We start from the raw sequence: 266 nt of genomic DNA on the forward strand, positions 1-266 counted from the left end.
GTCCTCAATACCACCAGCCATGATTCGTGTACCCTCGGCTTCCGTCACAGTCGGAAATATCAAGTTCTTTGAGGCAATCATCGCATGGCACGCATCGAATTCCTTGCGGCGCGGGCTGTACTGGCGCGGCAGACACCGGGGCTTCCCAAGCGGATTCAGACCCATGTCTTCCCGGATTCGCTGCAACAAATCGATCGACTGCCACTGGTCGGCAACCATGCCCACCGCATTCGTATCGCGCGCCAACTTCAGAATCACGTTCAGGT

General features: G+C 56.8%; 1 protein-coding gene. It reads left to right on the plus strand.

Annotation, left to right across the window (positions count from 1 at the left end):
• Positions 1-84 precede the first annotated feature (84 nt).
• Positions 85-266, plus strand: a 182-nt coding sequence (locus AC1RPG_RS08805; RefSeq protein WP_481762607.1) for a hypothetical protein, incomplete at its 3' end; no start/stop codon positions are given.

It is taken from the genome of Dellaglioa sp. CoH-57-MRSF-18 (genome assembly GCF_056781995.1).